The organism is Bacillus sp. LB7 (genome assembly GCF_030449715.1).
In the GTDB taxonomy this organism is placed as follows: Bacteria; Bacillota; Bacilli; order Bacillales; family Bacillaceae; genus Bacillus; species Bacillus paralicheniformis.
Genome location: NZ_JASGCA010000006.1, coordinates 226,206 through 245,222, shown reverse-complemented (window position 1 = coordinate 245,222; position 19,017 = coordinate 226,206). Strand labels below are relative to the sequence as shown.

The window sequence follows — 19,017 nt, the reverse complement described above, 5'->3', positions numbered from 1 at the left end:
GATGATCCTATTTTATATTTATAGAGTTTTAAGTATTCTTCTAACCGTTTATTCGTTTGCGCTCATTATTTACATTTTTATGTCTTGGGTGCCTAATGCTAGGGAGTCTTCATTCGGACGGGTGCTTGCTTCACTTTGCGAGCCTTATCTCGAACCGTTCAGAAGGATCATTCCTCCGCTCGGGATGATTGATATTTCTCCGATTGTGGCGATTTTCATCCTGCGGTTCGCAGATGCAGGGCTTCTTGCGGTTTTCAGAATGCTCGGCGCTTTTTAAAGACATTATGCCGATCTCCCGTAACACTTACCGGCGACAGCGGCGCCGTGGTTCAGGAGCGTGCCTTCAATCTTTGCGGGCCGAGTATCGGGCTTGGCTGTAGGCCAGGCCTCTTTACATAGAAAGGAAAGACAATGAGCGATATTTACCAGCACTTCAGAAAAGACGAAGAGCCGTTTATCGACCAGGCTCTTGAGTGGAAAAGAATTGTGGCGGAACAGTACCGGATGAAGCTGACCGATTTTTTGGACCCGCGGGAACAGGTGATCCTGCAATCTGTCATCGGTCAGTCGGACGACGTGAGACTTGAATTTTTCGGGGGCTTTCCTCAAGCAGAACGAAAGAGGGCTGTGCTGTTCCCTGAATATGCCGAGCCGTCTGCCGAAGATTTTCAGCTTCAGGGCTGGGAAGTCATCTATCCGCAAAAATTCGCCTCCATCGAGCATCGCGAGCTTCTCGGCTCATTGATGGGCATCGGATTGAGGCGCCAAAAGTTCGGCGACCTGATCTTTTCGGACGGGACATGGCAGTTTATCTGTTCGGAAGAAGTCGCTGATTTTGTTTTCACCCAGCTGACACAAATCGGCAAGGTGAAAGTTTCCCTTGAAAAAATTCCGCTTTCAAAGCTTAAAGTACCGGAGCAGGATGTCGAAATAAGGGATGATACGGTTTCATCTTTGAGGCTTGATGCGATTTGCTCGGCAATGAGCAGACAATCCCGGCAAAAAGCACAGGTTCTCGTGAAAAACGGCCTCGTGAAAGTGAACTGGAAAGTCATCGAAGACCCTTCATATGCACTGGCGGAAGGGGATATGGTTTCGATCCGGGGATTTGGCCGCTTCAGGATGAAAAACATTGACGGCAAAACGAAGAAGGGCAAATGGAGATTGACGTTTGAAAAACAAAAATGACGCGTTTTAACAGTTTTTTCTCCGCCCGGTCGAATTTTGCTTTATAATGTTGACTAGGACAAGTGTACATAAAGAAAAATAATGGAGGTGGGCAGCATGCCTTTGACGCCAAATGACATTCATAATAAAACATTTACAAAAGCGTTCCGCGGCTATGACGAAGATGAAGTGAACGAGTTCCTGGCCCAGGTGAGAAAGGATTATGAGATCATTCTGCGCAAAAAAAATGAGCTTGAATCAAAGGTGAACGAGCTTGACGAGCGTCTCGGCCATTTTTCGACGATCGAAGAGACGTTGAATAAATCGATCCTTGTCGCACAGGAAGCAGCAGAAGACGTAAAGCGCAATTCCGAGAAAGAAGCGAAGCTCATCATCCGTGAAGCTGAGAAAAACGCTGACCGGATCATTAATGAGTCTCTTTCAAAATCGAGAAAGATCGCGATGGAAATCGAAGAGCTGAAAAAGCAGTCAAAAGTGTTCAGAACCCGTTTCCAAATGCTGATCGAAGCGCAGCTTGACCTGTTGAAAAACGACGACTGGGATCATTTGCTTGAATACGAAGTAGACGCCGTTATGGATGAAAAAGAATAGAATTTCGTTTGCGTTCTTGACATATCGTCATCCGTTCGCATATAATACGTTCATAAATTGAGTGAAAAACGTTTGAGAGGGACAGACATTGATTTCTGAGAACAATAAAAGCGACCCGGGGGCGGTGTAAGCCCGGGATTGTTGGAATCGTTGTGAATCAGCCCTCAAGTTTCCTTTCTGAACCGTCCAGTAGGAAAGGACGTCCCATCACGTTACGATGTTTGAGCGGATAGGCCGAATCGGCTTGTCTAAAAGGGTGGTACCGCGAGATCAAAGCCTTCTCGTCCCTTATGGGATGAAAAGGCTTTTTTTGTTTTAGAAAAGATGTTTTGGAGGAATGGTAATGGATTATAAAGACACGCTCTTAATGCCGAAAACAGATTTTCCGATGAGAGGAAACCTGCCGAACCGTGAACCTGAAATCCAGGGGAAATGGGAAGATATGGACATTTACAGCCTCGTTCAGAAGCGAACCGAAGGCCGGCCGATGTTCGTGCTTCATGACGGACCTCCGTATGCGAACGGCGATATTCATATGGGCCATGCGCTCAACAAAGTACTGAAGGACTTCATCGTCCGTTCGAGATCGATGAGCGGCTATCATGCACCGTACGTTCCGGGCTGGGATACACACGGCCTGCCGATTGAAACAGCGCTCACGAAAAACAAAAAAGTGAAGCGCAAAGAAATGACGGTAGCCGAATTCCGCAAGCTTTGCGAAGAATATGCATGGCAGCAAATCGAAGGCCAAAAAACGCAATTTAAGCGGCTCGGTGTCAGAGGAGATTGGGAAAACCCATACGTGACGCTTAAGCCGGAGTTTGAAGCACAGCAAATTAAAGTATTCGGCGAAATGGCGAAAAAAGGCTATATTTACAAAGGGAAGAAGCCGGTTTACTGGTCCCCTTCAAGCGAATCCGCTCTGGCTGAAGCTGAAATCGAATACCATGATAAACGCTCGCCGTCTATCTATGTTGCATTCGATGTGAAAGATGGAAAAGGTGTATTAACAAACGGCGAAAAAATCGTCATCTGGACGACAACGCCGTGGACGATCCCGGCCAACCTCGGCATCGCCGTACACCCTGAATTAGAATACAGCGTTGTTGCTGCCGGAGGCGCGCGCTATGTGATGGCAAGCGCATTGATTGAAAGCGTGGCAAAAGCGATCGGCTTTGAAGATCATGAAGTCGTTCAAACCGTTAAAGGAAAAGACCTGGAGCATATCGTCGCGGTTCATCCTTTATACGGCAGAGATTCGCTTGTCATGCTCGGTGAACACGTAACAACAGATGCCGGTACAGGCTGCGTCCATACCGCTCCGGGACACGGGGAAGACGACTTTATCATCGGTCAGAAATACGGACTTGACGTGCTTTGCCCGGTTGATGAAAAAGGACATATGACGAGCGAAGCCCCTGGTTTTGAAGGACTGTTTTACGATCAGGCCAACAAGCCGATTACAGAACAGCTCGAAGAAAAAGGCGCTTTGCTGAAGCTCGATTTCATCACCCACTCCTATCCGCACGACTGGAGAACGAAAAAACCGACCATTTTCCGTGCGACCTCCCAATGGTTCGCTTCTATCAAAGACTTTAGAGACGAGCTTCTTGACGCGGTGAAAGAAACAAAATGGGTGCCTGAATGGGGCGAAACGCGCCTCTACAATATGATCCGCGACCGCGGCGACTGGTGTATCTCAAGACAGCGCGCATGGGGCGTGCCGATTCCGGTATTTTATGCCGAAAACGGGGAGCCGATCATCACGGATGAAACGATCGACCACGTTTCTGAACTATTCAGGGAGCACGGTTCGAACATTTGGTTTGAAAAAGATGCGAATGAACTGCTTCCGGAAGGCTTTACTCACCCGGGAAGTCCGAACGGCAAGTTCACAAAAGAACAGGACATCATGGATGTCTGGTTTGATTCAGGTTCGTCACATCAGGCCGTACTGGAAGAGCGCGATGATCTTGTAAGACCTGCAGACTTGTATCTGGAAGGATCTGACCAATACCGCGGCTGGTTTAACTCATCGATTTCGACAGCCGTTGCCGTAACGGGTAAAGCACCTTATAAAGGTGTGCTGTCACACGGTTTTGCCCTTGACGGAGAAGGCCGCAAAATGAGCAAATCGCTCGGCAATGTCGTTGTTCCGGCAAAAATCATGAATCAGTTTGGGGCCGATATTTTAAGGCTGTGGGTCGCGTCTGTCGACTATCAAGCAGATGTCCGCGTATCTGACGCGATCTTAAAGCAAGTCGCAGAAGTGTACCGGAAGATCCGCAACACGTTCCGTTTCCTTCACGGAAACATTGCTGATTTTGACCCGGCGAAAGATGCAATCGCTGTGGAAGAACTTCGCGAAGTTGATCAGTACATTTTGATCAAGCTGAACAGCCTTATTGAAAAAGTCAAAAAAGCATATGAAGAATACGATTTTGCGGTCATTTACCATGCTGTCCACAACTTCTGTGCGATCGAGCTCAGCTCATTCTATATGGATTTTGCCAAAGACGTCGTTTATATTGAACACGCCGATCATAAAGACCGCCGCAGCATGCAGACCGTTTTTTACGAAACGCTGCTCGGGCTTGTCAAGCTGATTGCGCCGATCCTGCCGCATACTGCGGACGAAATGTGGAGCCACTTCACATTCGTATCGGAAAAAAGCGTGCAGCTTACCGATATGCCGGAAACAAGAGACATTCCGAATGCAAAAGAGACGGAAGCGAAGTTCGACAGCTTCATGAAGCTTCGCGACGATGTTCTTAAAGCGCTTGAAACAGCGCGTAATGAAAAGATCATCGGAAAATCTTCGGTTGCGAGCTTGACGCTGTATCCGAATGAAGAAGCAAAAGCGCTGCTTTCTTCGATCAAGGAAGACGTCAAACAGCTGTTCATCGTGTCAGAGCTTGCTATCGGCGGAACGGAAGCCGAAGCGCCTGAAGATGCGCAGACGTTTGACACAGGAAAAATCGTCGTTGCTCAGGCAGAAGGCGAGACATGTGAGCGATGCCGCATGGTTTCCAAAGAAATCGGCCAGGATGCCGATCATCCGGAACTTTGCCCTCGCTGTGCCGGAATTGTGAAGACGTATTATCAAAATTAACCACGAAGCGGTTCGGAGTTTTTCCGAACCGCTTTTAGTATGCCGCCAAACCCTATCAGGCCTGCTAAGTAAGTGTTCGCGGATATCAAAAGGATCGGCAGCTAACCGCCAGGCGTCCTGGCTGAACGCTGCCGTCATCATATCCTGCAGAAAGGATGCCATTGCTGACATCGTTTTGTACGTCAGGAAAAATCTTTTGGGCTTGGATACCGGCTTTGTCGGTAACACTAAGGTCACAAACGATAAGAGCAGGAGTTGATGTAGGCGTGAACGATCAGCTGGCGGCAATTCATACCGAACTTCTTCAAATGAAGGAAGAACTGGAAGCAAGGCTTTTTGAATACTCCTTTTTTCAGCAGGATTCTCAAGGCATCAATTCGTATCAGCAGGCAACACTTATGTATCATGTCAAAGAAGAGCTTCAGGACGTGCTTTTGGCTCTTTCGAAAATCGAAAACGGAACATACGGTATTTGCGAAGAAACGAATCAGGCAATTCCGCTGGAAAAAATGGCTATTCTGCCGACCGCGCGCACTGCGAACGATTTTTTATATCATGCCCAGTTTGAAAAAAAGACGCTTCCTATTTGGGCTGAGACGGATGAGACGTTCAACCGGGCGCTCTATTCATAACATTCTGTAAGAGGGGAGGGCTTTTGCCCTCTTTCAGGATGTCAATGAATATTCCTTTACTCCTTTTCTTTTTCTTGTTAAAATGCTTAAATGAAGAGAAACAGAAACTGGAGGAACGGTTTGTGCCTTATTACATAATTGCACTGCTTATTATCGGTATCGATCAATTTACAAAATGGCTGGTCGTCGGCAAAATGGAGTACGGTGAAAGCATTCCCGTCATCGACGGTTTCTTTCAAATTACGTCGCACAGGAATACAGGCGCGGCATGGGGCATTTTGGCCGGACAGATGTGGTTTTTTTACATCATTACCACGGCGGTTATCATTGGCATTGTTTACTACATTCAAAAACATGCCAAAGGACAAATCCTGCTCGGAACCGCTCTCGGATTGATGCTTGGCGGTGCTGTCGGCAATTTTATCGACCGCGTGTTCAGGCAAGAAGTTGTCGATTTTATACACGTGACGATCGTCAATTATCATTATCCGATTTTCAACATTGCCGATTCATCTTTATGCGTCGGTGTCCTGCTCTTATTTATACAAATGCTGTTAGACGGAAAGAAGAAGAAGGAGCTGTAACATGGAGCATTTTGATATGACCGTTCATGAAGAACATAAAGGTGAACGGATTGACAAGTACTTGACCGCAGTTGAAGCGGATTGGTCGCGGACTCAGGTGCAGCAGTGGATTAAAGAAGACCGCGTGCTGGTGAACGGAAATGCGGTCAAAGCCAATTATAAAGTTCAGGAAGGGGATGCGGTGTCAGTCCATGTTCCCGAACCGGAACCGCTGGATGTCACGGCTGAACCGATGGATCTTGATATTTATTACGAGGATCAGGACGTCCTGGTCGTCAACAAGCCGCGCGGAATGGTCGTTCATCCGGCACCCGGCCATCTGACGGGGACGCTTGTTAACGGTTTGATGGCGCATTGTGACGATCTGTCAGGCATCAACGGCGTGATGAGGCCGGGCATCGTCCACCGGATTGACAAGGACACTTCAGGCCTGTTGATGGTTGCCAAAAACGATATGGCGCATGAATCGCTCGTTAATCAGCTTGTCAACAAAACGGTGACGAGAAAATACACCGCGCTTGTCCACGGCGTCATCTCACATGACCACGGGACGATCGACGCGCCGATCGGCAGGGATAAAAAAGACAGGCAGAGTATGACGGTCACAAGGGAAAATGGAAAGCATGCCGTCACTCATTTTGAAGTGATCGAACGGTTCGACGATTTCACTGTTGTTGAATGCCAGCTTGAAACGGGGCGAACCCATCAAATTCGCGTGCATATGAAATATATCGGTTTTCCTCTGGCTGGAGATCCGAAATACGGCCCGAAAAAGACGGTCGATTTCAACGGCCAGGTGCTGCATGCGGGCGTATTGGGATTTGACCATCCGCGTACGGGAGAATATGTTGAATTTGAGGCGCCTCTGCCTGACGATATGAAAAATCTCCTCGACAAAATTCGAAATAAACGTTGACAGACGTTTTCTTTTTTGAAATAATAAATGCAGTTAAATCAGATTCTTTAACACAGTCCAGAGAGGCTGAGAAGGATACCGGACAAGCGAATCAATGAATTCGTTTAAAGACCCCCTCTCTGCCTTTATGCAGAAGGGGTTTTTGTTTTATCCTTTAAAAGATGCGGGGTGCTGGCCATGCAAGAACAAGAAAAGGCTGTTGTGCTTGACGAACAGGCGATCAGAAGGGCGCTGACAAGAATCGCCCACGAAATGATTGAACGAAACAAAGGAATGAACAACTGTATCCTAGTCGGAATCAAAACGAGAGGCATTTATCTGGCCAAACGGCTTGCCGAACGGATTGAGCAAATCGAAGGAAACAAAGTCACCGTAGGAGAGCTTGACATCACCCTTTACAGGGATGATCTCTCCAAAAAAACGTCCAATGAAGAGCCTCTTGTCAAAGGAGCGGACATTCCGGCGAACATCACCGATCAAAAGGTGATCGTCGTCGATGACGTGCTTTACACGGGACGGACGGTCAGAGCGGCCATGGATGCGCTCGTCGATGTCGGGCGGCCTTCATCTATCCAGCTCGCGGTGCTTGTCGACCGCGGCCACAGAGAGCTGCCGATCAGAGCAGATTATATCGGGAAAAACATTCCGACATCGAAAACCGAAAAGGTCATGGTTCAATTGGAAGAAGTTGACGGACGCGACCTTGCGGCGATTTATAAAAAGTGAATGACAATCCTTTTTTAAATGCATTCCAGTGAGTTTGCAAAGAGGGATAGAACGAAAGGTAGCCGCCTCATCATGCGGCGGATCTTTGTCTGCCTCTTTGCGCAATTTAAGCAAAGAGGCTTTTTTAATGGGCGCAATCTTTTCAGGATATGAAGACATCATAGACAGTGAGTCAACCATCAGGAGGAAAAAATATGAGTCAGAAAAAAGTGAACCTCGGTGTCAGAGAAGTACCAAAACCTTTGAATTGGATAACTTTCAGCCTGCAGCATCTGTTTGCCATGTTCGGGGCGACGATCCTCGTGCCAAAGCTTGTAGGCTTAAGCCCGGGCGTAGCCCTTATTACGAGCGGGCTAGGGACGCTTGCGTATCTCTTGATTACAAAAGGACAGATCCCGGCATACTTAGGTTCATCCTTTGCATTTATTGCACCGATTATCGCGGCAAAAGCCGCCGGAGGCCCTGGTGCGGCCATGATCGGCGCATTTATGGCAGGCATCGCCTACGGGCTGATCGCCCTGCTCATCCAGCAGCTTGGAACGGACTGGCTGATGAGGCTCCTGCCGCCTGTTGTCGTCGGTCCGGTCATTATCGTCATCGGACTCGGACTGGCAAGCACGGCTGTCAATATGGCCATGTATGAAGATTCTGGAGCAAAAGAGCTCGTCTACAGCGCCAAACATTTTGGCGTCGCAGGATTCACACTCGCGCTCACCATAATCTGCGCGATTTTCTTAAGAGGGTTTTTCAGCCTGATTCCGGTCTTGATCGGTATTATCGGCGGGTACTTGTTCGCCCTGACCCAAGGCATCGTCGACTTCCAGATGGTACTTGACGCAAAATGGTTTGCTGTTCCTGATTTCGTCATTCCGTTTGTCGACTATACGCCGAGCGCGGCGGCTGTCGGAATCGGAATCGCCATGGTGCCCGTTGCTTTCGTGACCATGTCAGAACATATCGGCCACCAAATGGTATTAAGCAAAGTCGTCGGTCAGGATTTCATTAAGAAGCCCGGGCTTCACCGCTCGATTTTCGGCGACAGCGTCGCAACGATGCTGGCATCATGCATCGGCGGACCGCCGACAACGACTTACGGAGAAAACATCGGCGTACTCGCCATCACAAGAGTATTCAGCGTATTTGTCATCGGCGGAGCGGCTGTCATTGCACTGTGCTTCGGGTTTATCGGCAAAATTTCGGCCCTGATCAGTTCTGTCCCTTCTGCAGTCATGGGAGGCGTTTCCTTCCTGCTGTTCGGTATCATCGCATCAAGCGGACTGCGCATGCTGATCGATAACAAAATTGACTTGGAAAACAAGCGAAACCTGATCATCTCATCCGTCATTCTCGTCATCGGAGTGGGCGGCGCATTTATCAAAATCTCAGGGTTCGAGCTGTCAAGCATGGCGCTTGCGGCGATCGTCGGAGTGATTTTAAACCTTGTCCTGCCTGAATCAAAGGGAGATCAGGACGGGATTGAAATAGAAGAGCATATTTAAAAACCTTTTAAATGAAGTCCAGAGAGGCTTGAAAGGGTTGCGGAGAGAGAAGTGCTAAAAAGCGCATTCTCTGATTCACTGTACCCCAAGCCGTTATAGCTTGGGGTTTTTTTACGGGAAATTAAAGCCTGAGGGGGAGAAAAAATGAAACACTTGACCGCAATGAATGAGCTTAGTCTTGAGGATATTCACGAGCTGATTGAAGAGGCGAGAGAGCTGAAAAAAGGCAAGTCCGATTCCGTCCTCTCCGGAAAGTTTGCTGCCAATCTGTTTTTTGAACCGAGCACAAGAACGCGCTTCAGCTTCGAAGTGGCTGAAAAGAAACTCGGCATGAATGTGTTGAACCTGGACGGTGTTTCAACAAGCGTACAAAAAGGAGAATCGTTGTACGATACCGTCAAGACACTCGAATCCATCGGCGCTGATGTATGTGTGATCAGACACTCTCAAGATCATTATTATGATGAACTCATCGGACACGTCGGCATTCCGGTGATCAATGCCGGAGACGGCTGCGGTCAGCATCCCACTCAATCTTTGCTCGACTTGCTGACGATTCACGAGGAATGGGGCAGATTTGCCGGATTGACGGTATCCATACACGGAGATATCAAACACAGCAGAGTGGCAAGATCGAATGCTGAAGTGCTGACAAGACTCGGAGCAAAGGTTCTTTTCTCAGGTCCAGCCGAATGGCGGGATGAAGACAATCCCTATGGGACATATGTGTCGCCTGACGAAGCGGTCGCAAATTCGGATGTCGTGATGCTTCTCCGGATTCAGCACGAACGTCATGAGAAAAAGGCGGCAGAACGCGATTATCTTGAAACTTTCGGACTGTCGCTGAAGCGGGCGGAGCTCCTGAAAAAAGACGCGGTCATCATGCACCCTGCGCCTGTCAACAGAGGTGTCGAGATTGACAGTGCGCTTGTCGAATCCGCTCAGTCGAGGATTTTCAAACAAATGGAAAACGGTGTATATATCAGAATGGCGGTTTTAAAAAGAGCGCTTCTAAACGGCGAAAACAAAAAAAGGGGAGATCAGGCTTATGTCTTATTTAATTAAAAACGGCTTCATACTCGACGAAAAAGGCGAAAAAGTACAACGCGATATCAGGATTGAAGGCGATTCAATCAGCGAAATCGGAAACCTTGAGGCCGCTTTGGGAGAAACGGTCATCGATGCCGATGGACTTTTCGTCTCACCAGGGCTTGTTGACCTTCATGTTCACTTCAGAGAGCCGGGCGGCGAGAAGAAAGAAACGATCGAAACAGGTGCAAAAGCCGCAGCGAGAGGCGGGTTTACAACTGTCGCCGCAATGCCGAATACGCGGCCTGTCCCCGATACGAAAGAGCAGATGGAGTGGCTCGTCAACCGCATTGACGAAACGGCATCTGTCAGAGTGCTGCCGTATGCTTCCATCACCATCAGACAAACAGGTCAGGAAATGACCGACTTCGAAGGGCTGACAGACGCAGGTGCGTTCGCGTTTACAGATGACGGCGTCGGCGTTCAAACGGCGGGGATGATGTATGAAGCGATGAAAAAAGCGGCTTCGATCGATAAAGCGATTGTCGCCCACTGTGAAGACAATTCACTGATTTACGGCGGCAGTGTACACGATGGGGAATTTGCCAAAGCCAACGGTTTAAACGGGATTCCTTCAGTGTGCGAAGCGGTTCACATCGCAAGGGACGTGCTTCTTGCCGAAGCGGCAGGCTGCCATTACCATGTCTGTCATATCAGCACGAAGGAATCGGTCAGGGTCGTCCGCGATGCCAAAAAAGCGGGAATCCGCGTGACGGCGGAAGTGACGCCGCACCATCTGCTCCTTTCAGACAGTGACATTCCCGGTCTTGATACAAATTATAAAATGAATCCGCCGCTCAGAAGTCCGGAAGACAGAGAAGCGCTCCTTGAGGGCCTTAGAGACGGAACAATCGATTTTATCGCAACGGATCATGCCCCTCATACAGAAGAAGAAAAACAACAGACGATGAGCCTGGCGCCATTTGGGATTGTCGGCTTGGAGACGGCTTTTCCGCTCCTTTACACGCACTTTGTCAAAACAGGCAAATGGACGCTGAAACAGCTGCACGATTATATGACGGTCAAACCTTGCGAGGCGTTCGGACTTCCTTACGGGAAGCTTGAAGCCGGAAGGTCCGCGGATATTACGCTCATAGATCTTGAACGCGAAGAAAAAATTGACAAAAGCACCTTTCTTTCTAAAGGGAAAAACACGCCGTTTGACGGCATCAGCTGCTTCGGCTGGCCGGTTATGACAATGGCAAATGGAAAACTCGTTTACCAAGAGGGGAGACTTGTAAAATGAAAAGACGTCTTGTACTAGAAAATGGAACGATTTTTGAAGGGGAAGCTTTCGGCAGCCTGGAAAATACGATGGGAGAAGTCGTATTCAACACGGGGATGACAGGCTATCAAGAAATCCTCTCAGACCCGTCATACTGCGGACAAATTGTCACCCTGACCTACCCGCTGATCGGGAACTACGGGATCAACAGAGACGACTTTGAATCCATCACCCCTTATGTAAAAGGGTTTATCGTAAAGGAATTATGTCAACTTCCGTCAAACTGGCGCTCTGCTTATACCCTTGATGAATATTTAAAAATGAAGAACATCCCGGGACTCTCAGGGATTGACACGAGAAAGCTGACAAGAATGATCAGAACAGCAGGTACGCTGAAAGGGGTTTTTGCCGGCCCGGAAGAAGATGCTGAGGCTTTGGTTCAAAAGCTGAAAGAAACGAACCTTCCGACCGATCAGGTCAGCCAAGTTTCAACAAAAACGGCATATCCGAGCCCTGGAAGAGGGAAGCGAATCGTGCTTGTCGATTTCGGAATGAAGCACGGCATCTTAAGGGAGCTGAACAAGCGCAAATGCGATGTGATCGTTGTTCCTCACAATGTAACGGCAGAAGAAGTGATGCAGCTGAAGCCTGACGGCGTGATGCTGTCAAACGGACCCGGAGATCCAACGGACGTACCTGAAGCGATTGCGATGATCCAAAACATTCTCGGCAAGATTCCATTGTTCGGCATCTGTCTCGGCCATCAGCTGTTTGCCCTCGCCTGCGGAGCAAAGACGGCGAAAATGAAATTCGGACACCGCGGTTCCAACCATCCGGTTAAAGAGCTTGCAACCGGGAGAGTATCAATTACGGCTCAAAACCACGGCTATACCGTATCTTCTGTTGAAAACACGCCGCTTGAAGTGACACATGTGGCGATTAATGACGACACAATCGAAGGGCTTAAACATAAACACGAACCGGCTTTCACAGTTCAATACCATCCGGAAGCTTCACCGGGACCGGAAGACGCCAACCATTTATTTGATCAATTTTTACACATGATTGAAACCACAGAGAAAGAAGGGGAAGCGGTATGCCTAAACGCGTAGATATCAAAAAGATTTTGGTGATCGGATCAGGGCCGATTATTATCGGGCAGGCGGCGGAATTTGATTATGCGGGCACACAGGCCTGCCTCGCTTTAAAAGAAGAAGGCTATGAAGTCATTCTCGTCAACTCGAATCCGGCGACGATCATGACGGATACGGAAATGGCCGACCGTGTATATATCGAACCGCTGACGCTTGAATTTTTAACACGGATCATCCGCAAAGAGCGGCCGGACGCCATTTTGCCGACATTGGGCGGGCAGACGGGCCTCAACTTGGCGGTCGAACTGTCCGAGCACGGCATCCTGGCTGAGTGCGGCGTTGAAGTGCTCGGCACGAAATTGGCAGCGATCCAACAAGCGGAGGACCGCGACTTGTTCAGAAGCCTGATGAATGAGTTGAATGAACCGGTTCCGGAAAGCGAGATCATCCACTCGCTCGAGGAAGCGCGCGAATTCGTCGAGCGCATCGGCTTCCCCGTCATCGTCCGGCCGGCATACACGCTTGGCGGAACAGGCGGGGGCATCTGCTCAAACGAAGACGAGCTGAAGGAAATTGTTGAAAACGGCTTAAAAATGAGCCCGGTTCACCAATGTCTGCTTGAAAAGAGCATCGCCGGCTACAAAGAAATCGAGTATGAAGTCATGAGAGACTCGAGCGACCATGCAATCGTCGTCTGCAATATGGAAAACATCGATCCGGTCGGGATTCATACCGGGGACAGTATCGTTGTCGCGCCGAGCCAGACGCTGAGCGACCGCGAATACCAAATGCTTCGCAATGTATCGCTGAAAATCATCCGCGCGCTAGAAATCGAAGGCGGCTGTAACGTTCAGCTGGCGCTTGACCCGGACAGCTTTCAGTACTACATCATCGAGGTAAACCCGCGGGTCAGCCGTTCATCAGCGCTTGCCTCAAAAGCGACGGGCTATCCGATCGCAAAGCTTGCCGCTAAAATCGCCGTCGGTTTGTCTCTTGACGAAATGATGAATCCTGTTACAGGAAAAACGTACGCGTCTTTCGAACCTGCGCTCGACTATGTCGTTTCAAAAATACCGCGCTGGCCGTTTGATAAATTCGAATCGGCAAACCGCAGGCTCGGCACGCAGATGAAAGCGACGGGCGAAGTGATGGCGATCGGAAGAACGTGGGAGGAATCACTCCTGAAAGCGGTCCGTTCTCTTGAAGCGGATGTCTATCACCTGGAGCTGAAAGATGCCGGTGAGATCTCAAATGAAGTGCTTGAAAAACGGATTAAAAAAGCGGGAGACGAACGGCTCTTTTACTTGGCCGAAGCGTTTAGAAGAGGATACACAGTCAGCGATCTCCACGAATTTTCGGCAATTGACCTGTTCTTCCTGCACAAGCTTGAGGGAATCATTCGCTTTGAAGAGAAGCTGAAAGCCGGGCGCGGCGAACTCGGTCTTTTAAAAGAAGCGAAAGAGCTCGGTTTTTCAGACCGCTTCATCAGCCTTCTCTGGGAGATGCCTGAACGAAAGCTTTATGATCTTAGAAAAGAAGCAAGTATCATGCCTGTTTATAAAATGGTTGATACATGCGCGGCCGAATTTGAATCGGAAACACCTTATTTCTACAGCACATATGAAGAGGAAAATGAATCGGTCAGAACAGACAAAAACAGCGTCATCGTTCTTGGCTCGGGTCCGATCCGAATCGGCCAGGGGGTCGAATTCGATTATGCGACCGTGCATTCGGTCTGGGCGATAAAAGAAGCCGGCTATGAAGCAATCATTATCAACAACAATCCTGAGACGGTTTCAACGGACTTCAGCATTTCCGACAAGCTCTACTTTGAGCCGCTTACTGTTGAAGATGTCATGCATATCATCGATTTGGAGCAGCCGAAAGGCGTCGTCGTTCAGTTTGGCGGACAGACTGCGATCAACCTTGCCGACGAGCTCGCGGAGCGGGGCGTCGCCATTCTCGGAACATCTCTTGAAGATTTGGACCGCGCCGAGGACCGCGACAAGTTCGAACAGACGCTTGAAACGCTGCATGTGCCTCAGCCGCTCGGAAAAACGGCGACATCTGTGGAAGGCGCCGTTGAAATCGCAGCCAACATCGGCTATCCGGTGCTTGTCCGCCCATCGTATGTACTTGGGGGGCGTGCGATGGAGATCGTCTACCAGGAAGCAGAGCTTCTCCATTATATGGAGAATGCAGTGAAAATCAATCCGCAGCACCCTGTCCTGATCGATAAATATTTGACCGGAAAGGAAATTGAAGTGGATGCGATTTCTGACGGTGAAACGGTCGTCATTCCGGGGATTATGGAGCACATCGAACGGGCCGGCGTCCACTCGGGGGATTCGATTGCCGTTTACCCGCCGCAATCCCTTTCAGAGGACATCAAGAAAAAGATTGAAGCATACACGATTAAGCTTGCAAAAGGCTTAAACATCGTCGGCCTGCTCAACATTCAGTTTGTCCTTTCAAAAGAGGAGGTTTACGTGCTTGAAGTTAACCCGAGATCGAGCCGCACGGTGCCGTTTCTCAGCAAAATCACCGGCATTCCGATGGCCAATCTTGCAACAAAAGTGATTCTCGGCGGGAAGCTTGCCGATATGGGCTATACAGAAGGCCTCCAAAAAGAGCAGGAAGGCGTATATGTGAAAGTGCCGGTCTTCTCGTTTGCAAAGCTGAGGAGAGTGGATATCACGCTCGGACCGGAAATGAAGTCGACCGGGGAAGTCATGGGCAAAGACAGCACTTTGGAAAAAGCGCTATACAAAGGACTGATCGCTTCAGGCATCCAAATTCCGAATTACGGCTCTGTTCTCCTGACAGTTGCTGATAAAGATAAAGAGGAAGGACTATTGATCGCCAAGCGGTTCCATGCGATCGGCTATAAAATATTGGCTACGGAAGGAACGGCCGGCTATTTAAGAGACGCATCCGTACCTGTTAAAACCGTCGGGAAAATCGGCGAAGAAGGCACAAATCTCCTTGATGTCATTCGAAACGGGGAAGCGCAGTTCGTCGTCAATACGCTGACAAAAGGGAAGCAGCCGGCAAGAGACGGCTTCAGAATCAGACGCGAATCCGTTGAAAACGGCGTTGCCTGTCTGACATCCCTTGATACGGCGGAAGCGATTTTGCGGGTGCTTGAAAGCATGAGCTTCCGCGCCGATCATATGCCGGCGATTAAAATCGAGCAAAAGGCGGCCGTCAGATGAGAAAAGGGTATATGACAGTCCGTTCAAACAATTGTATCGCGGATCATATTTATCAAATGGTGCTGGAAGGGGAGATTGCCGAAGTTTGCGGCGCTCCCGGCCAGTTCCTTCACATCAAGGTCTCAGACTCCCTCACGCCGCTTTTGAGGCGGCCGATCAGCATCGCCGCTGTCAACAAAGCCGCACGGCAGGTGACCATCATCTTTCGCAAGGATGGGGAAGGCACAAGCCTCCTTTCTTTAAAACAGGAAGGAGATCAGATCGATGTCCTCGGTCCGCTCGGCAACGGTTTTCCGGCTGAATCGCTTGAACCGGGGAAAACGGCTCTTCTCGTCGGAGGGGGGATCGGTGTTCCGCCGCTTTACGAGCTGAGCAAACAGCTGACAAATAGAGGGGTGCACACGATCCATGTGTTAGGATTTGCTTCTGCAAAAGATGTCTTTTACGAACAGGAATTCAGCCGTTTCGGCCGGGTTTATGTGGCAACCGCAGACGGCACCCGCGGTTCAAAGGGGTTTGTTACAGATGTCATTGAAAACGAGGGACTTCAGTTTGACTGTATAATGGCTTGCGGACCGACGCCGATGCTGAAAGCTTTAAAACAGCGCTATCCGGATAAAGAGGTTTATCTGTCGATGGAAGAGCGCATGGGATGCGGGATCGGCGCTTGTTTTGCCTGTGTTTGCCATACGGAAGAAAGCGAAACGTCTTATGTGAAGGTATGCCTTGACGGCCCTGTTTTCAAAGCTCAGGAGGTGCTGTTATGATGCTTGAAGTCAATTTGCCGGGCCTTCAATTGAAAAATCCGATCATGCCGGCTTCAGGCTGCTTCGGATTCGGGAGAGAATTTGCGAACTTTTACGATCTTTCACGTCTCGGTGCGATCATGATTAAAGCGACGACGAGCGAACCGCGCTTCGGGAATCCGACGCCGCGCGTCGCCGAGACACAAGCCGGCATGCTTAATGCCATCGGCCTGCAAAATCCGGGATTAAAGGCTGTCATGGAACGTGAATTGCCGTGGCTCGAACAGTTCGATACACCGATTATCGCCAATGTCGCCGGCTCGCAGATCGACGATTATGTTGAAGTGGCCGAAGAAATCAGCAAAGCGCCGAACGTTCATGCGCTCGAGCTGAATATTTCCTGCCCTAACGTGAAAACGGGAGGCATCGCCTTCGGTACGCAGCCGGAAATGGCCGGCGAGCTGACGAAAGCAGTGAAAGAGGTTGCGAGCGTCCCCGTCTATGTGAAGCTGTCGCCGAATGTCGCGAATATTACCGACATCGCGCTTGCCATAGAAGAAGCGGGAGCGGACGGTTTGACGATGATCAACACGCTGATCGGGATGCGGCTCGACTTAAAAACGGGAAAGCCGATCTTGGCGAACAAAACCGGCGGGTTATCAGGCCCTGCCGTTAAACCGGTGGCCATCAGAATGGTGCATGAAGTCAGCCAAAAAGTCAGCATTCCGATCATTGGCATGGGCGGTGTCCAGTCAGCCGAAGATGTGCTTGAGTTTTTGCTGGCGGGTGCGAGCGCAGTCGCCGTCGGCACGGCAAACTTCGTTAATCCGTTTGCTTGTCCCGACATCATCGCCGATTTGCCGCGCGTTTTAGAAAAATACGGATACCATTCGTTGAACGAGTGTGTCGGAAGGAGCTGGAAGGATGAAACATACGCCGCCCATCATCGCGCTTGATTTTGCATCAGCACAGGAAACATATGCGTTTTTGGACCGGTTTCATGGAGAAGAGCTTTTCGTGAAGGTGGGCATGGAGCTTTTTTATCAGGAAGGACCGGCCATCCTTGAAAAGTTGCAGGAGCGCGGCTGCCGCATTTTCCTCGATCTAAAATGCCACGACATTCCAACGACCGTATACAAGGCGATGAAAAGGCTGGCGGGGTTTGGCGTCAGCCTTGTCAATGTGCACGCAGCAGGCGGAAAGCAAATGATGGAGTCGGCGCTTGAAGGCCTTGAAGCGGGGACTCCGGCAGGCCGGAAACGCCCTTCATTAATTGCTGTGACCCAGCTGACAAGCACGTCTTCAGAAATGCTTCAGCATGAGCTGCTGATTGAAACGCCGCTTCTCGATACAGTTGTTCACTACAGCAAGCTGGCTGAAAAAAGCGGACTTGACGGCGTCGTCTGCTCCGTCCATGAAGCCGAACACATTTACCGGGCCGCGTCATTAGATTTTCTGACCGTGACACCCGGAATTCGCATGGCGGATGACAAAAACAACGACCAGGTCCGGGTGGCGACACCTGGCTACGCAAGGGAAAAAGGCGTGTCGGCGATCGTTGTCGGCCGTTCGATTACACAGGCGGAAGATCCTGTGTCAGCCTACAGAAGAATAGGACATGAGTGGGAGGGAATCAAGGCATGAAAACAGACATTGCAAACCATTTATTAAGAATCAAAGCGGTTTTCCTGCGCCCGAACGAGCCGTTTACATGGGCGAGCGGCATCCTGTCGCCCATCTACTGCGACAATCGTTTGACGCTTTCATATCCGGAAGTAAGGGATGATATAGCTTCAGGGCTTGCCGGACTGATTCAAGACAAGTTTCCCGGAGCCGAAATGATCGCCGGTACGGCAACCGCGGGAATCCCCCATGCCGCGCTTGCCGCCGACAGGCTGAGCCTGCCGATGTGCTACGTCAGAAGCAAACCGAAAGCCCACGGCAAAGGAAACCAAATTGAAGGCGCTGTTGTAAAAGGACAGAAAGTCGTTTTGATCGAAGATTTAATTTCAACGGGAGGGAGCGTCCTTGAAGCGGCAGCCGCTCTCACAGAGGCGGGATGTGAAGTGCTCGGTGTCGCCGCGATTTTCACTTACGGGCTTCCTAAAGCCGCCGCCGCCTTCAACGAAGCGGGCGTTGAATACCGCACGCTGACTGATTACGATACATTGACAGAGGCTGCGCTTGCCGGCGGATATATCAGCGAACAGGATGCCGCCAAACTGAAAGAATGGAAGGCGGACCCTGAAAGCAAGTCTTGGATGGACTAATGAAAAAAGCCGTATTCTCCTAATGAGAGAACGGCTTTTTTTGCGTCTTTTTACAGATTTAAAAATAGTAAAATCGGATTATTTTTATTTTTTATTAATCCTATAAAAAAAGTCGGGTTGACTTTTATTC

At 49.6% G+C, this 19,017-nt stretch carries 17 protein-coding genes and 1 other annotated feature; all 17 genes read left to right on the top strand.

The window, feature by feature from the left end; translation table 11 throughout:
* Nucleotide 1 precedes the first annotated feature (1 nt).
* The 17 genes from QMZ64_RS10985 to pyrE all read left to right on the top strand — a co-directional run bounded on the left by QMZ64_RS10985 (nucleotide 2) and on the right by pyrE (nucleotide 18,887).
* Complete coding sequence (locus QMZ64_RS10985) at nucleotides 2-277, top strand: YggT family protein (protein ID WP_065644081.1); 276 nt, start codon at nucleotides 2-4, stop codon at nucleotides 275-277.
* A gap of 134 nt (nucleotides 278-411) precedes the next feature.
* A complete protein-coding gene (locus QMZ64_RS10980; protein ID WP_065644082.1) occupies nucleotides 412-1,188 on the top strand; it encodes a YlmH family RNA-binding protein in 777 nt (258 codons plus the stop codon).
* Nucleotides 1,189-1,284: 96 nt separating this feature from the next.
* On the top strand, nucleotides 1,285-1,779 hold the full coding sequence (locus tag QMZ64_RS10975; protein ID WP_020451319.1) for a DivIVA domain-containing protein: 495 nt from the start codon (nucleotides 1,285-1,287) through the stop codon (nucleotides 1,777-1,779).
* A 62-nt stretch (nucleotides 1,780-1,841) separates the two neighbouring features.
* Nucleotides 1,842-2,071, top strand: a binding site (T-box leader).
* Between the two features lie 51 nt (nucleotides 2,072-2,122).
* Entirely contained in the window at nucleotides 2,123-4,891 is a 2,769-nt protein-coding gene (gene ileS / locus QMZ64_RS10970) for an isoleucine--tRNA ligase (protein WP_265627102.1), read from the top strand.
* 266 nt (nucleotides 4,892-5,157) lie between these two features.
* Nucleotides 5,158-5,523: a TraR/DksA family transcriptional regulator gene (locus QMZ64_RS10965; RefSeq protein ID WP_075752924.1), complete on the top strand. Its 366-nt coding sequence runs from the start codon at nucleotides 5,158-5,160 to the stop codon at nucleotides 5,521-5,523.
* A gap of 44 nt (nucleotides 5,524-5,567) precedes the next feature.
* Nucleotides 5,568-6,107: a signal peptidase II gene (gene lspA / locus QMZ64_RS10960; RefSeq protein ID WP_279599895.1), complete on the top strand. Its 540-nt coding sequence runs from the start codon at nucleotides 5,568-5,570 to the stop codon at nucleotides 6,105-6,107.
* 1 nt (nucleotide 6,108) lies between these two features.
* Nucleotides 6,109-7,023 (top strand): RluA family pseudouridine synthase, encoded by a 915-nt coding sequence (locus QMZ64_RS10955; protein ID WP_265627101.1) that lies wholly within the window; start codon nucleotides 6,109-6,111, stop codon nucleotides 7,021-7,023.
* A 177-nt stretch (nucleotides 7,024-7,200) separates the two neighbouring features.
* Complete coding sequence (gene pyrR / locus QMZ64_RS10950; RefSeq protein WP_243940212.1) at nucleotides 7,201-7,749, top strand: bifunctional pyr operon transcriptional regulator/uracil phosphoribosyltransferase PyrR; 549 nt, start codon at nucleotides 7,201-7,203, stop codon at nucleotides 7,747-7,749.
* Between the two features lie 194 nt (nucleotides 7,750-7,943).
* A complete protein-coding gene (gene pyrP / locus QMZ64_RS10945) occupies nucleotides 7,944-9,248 on the top strand; it encodes a uracil permease PyrP (protein ID WP_065644086.1) in 1,305 nt (434 codons plus the stop codon).
* A gap of 144 nt (nucleotides 9,249-9,392) precedes the next feature.
* Complete coding sequence (locus QMZ64_RS10940; protein ID WP_265627100.1) at nucleotides 9,393-10,313, top strand: aspartate carbamoyltransferase catalytic subunit; 921 nt, start codon at nucleotides 9,393-9,395, stop codon at nucleotides 10,311-10,313.
* Complete coding sequence (locus QMZ64_RS10935) at nucleotides 10,297-11,583, top strand: dihydroorotase (protein ID WP_265627099.1); 1,287 nt, start codon at nucleotides 10,297-10,299, stop codon at nucleotides 11,581-11,583. The genes QMZ64_RS10940 and QMZ64_RS10935 overlap by 17 nt, the downstream gene beginning before the upstream one ends.
* Entirely contained in the window at nucleotides 11,580-12,674 is a 1,095-nt protein-coding gene (locus tag QMZ64_RS10930; protein WP_265627098.1) for a carbamoyl phosphate synthase small subunit, read from the top strand. Before QMZ64_RS10935 ends, QMZ64_RS10930 begins: the two co-directional genes overlap by 4 nt.
* Complete coding sequence (gene carB / locus QMZ64_RS10925; protein WP_265627097.1) at nucleotides 12,659-15,871, top strand: carbamoyl-phosphate synthase (glutamine-hydrolyzing) large subunit; 3,213 nt, start codon at nucleotides 12,659-12,661, stop codon at nucleotides 15,869-15,871. The genes QMZ64_RS10930 and carB overlap by 16 nt, the downstream gene beginning before the upstream one ends.
* Complete coding sequence (locus QMZ64_RS10920) at nucleotides 15,868-16,638, top strand: dihydroorotate dehydrogenase electron transfer subunit (RefSeq protein WP_265627096.1); 771 nt, start codon at nucleotides 15,868-15,870, stop codon at nucleotides 16,636-16,638. Before carB ends, QMZ64_RS10920 begins: the two co-directional genes overlap by 4 nt.
* Nucleotides 16,638-17,573 (top strand): dihydroorotate dehydrogenase, encoded by a 936-nt coding sequence (locus QMZ64_RS10915; RefSeq protein ID WP_265627819.1) that lies wholly within the window; start codon nucleotides 16,638-16,640, stop codon nucleotides 17,571-17,573. The genes QMZ64_RS10920 and QMZ64_RS10915 overlap by 1 nt, the downstream gene beginning before the upstream one ends.
* Nucleotides 17,542-18,261 (top strand): orotidine-5'-phosphate decarboxylase, encoded by a 720-nt coding sequence (gene pyrF, locus QMZ64_RS10910; RefSeq protein ID WP_265627095.1) that lies wholly within the window; start codon nucleotides 17,542-17,544, stop codon nucleotides 18,259-18,261. Before QMZ64_RS10915 ends, pyrF begins: the two co-directional genes overlap by 32 nt.
* Nucleotides 18,258-18,887, top strand: a complete 630-nt coding sequence (gene pyrE / locus QMZ64_RS10905) for an orotate phosphoribosyltransferase (protein WP_301441307.1) — start codon at nucleotides 18,258-18,260, stop codon at nucleotides 18,885-18,887. Before pyrF ends, pyrE begins: the two co-directional genes overlap by 4 nt.
* Nucleotides 18,888-19,017 lie beyond the last annotated feature (130 nt).